1 protein-coding gene is annotated in these 355 nt (G+C 53.2%); it reads right to left on the bottom strand.

Going from position 1 to position 355, the window contains the following annotated elements; all coding sequences use genetic code 11:
• Positions 1–66 precede the first annotated feature (66 nt).
• The coding region (locus C0Z22_RS15865) for a hypothetical protein (RefSeq protein WP_233189746.1) at positions 67–355 on the bottom strand (289 nt) is incomplete at its 5' end.

Below are 355 nucleotides of genomic sequence, written 5' to 3'. Positions count from 1 at the left end.
TCCTGACACCATGGGGTCTGCAGATATAGTTCAGCCTTCTTCACCACTCCCTCAACGGACGGCCTCTTACACGGACATGATGTGCTTGACGAAAGCCTCATAGTGGACACTGCCGTTCTCGTCCTCCTGTCCTGTCATGAGAGAGTCAATCTCGGGCTCGGTCATCTTCTCACCCAGTGTTGACAGCACAATACGCAGCTCAGCGCCCATCACTGTGCCGTTGCCCTCTTTGTCGAAGACGCGCAGACCCTCAACGTAGTCATCGTAGGTACCCTTCTGGATGGCGTCAACAGTCTTCAGCATTGGCAGGAAAGCCTCAAAGTCAAGTCTTTTGTTGGCCATATCGTCAGCAGAT

The sequence above is a fragment of the Halobacteriovorax sp. DA5 genome (assembly GCF_002903145.1).
GTDB lineage: Bacteria > Bdellovibrionota > Bacteriovoracia > Bacteriovoracales > Bacteriovoracaceae > Halobacteriovorax_A.
Note: the sequence above shows the minus strand (reverse complement) of the source record. Positions and strands in the feature narration are given on the sequence as shown.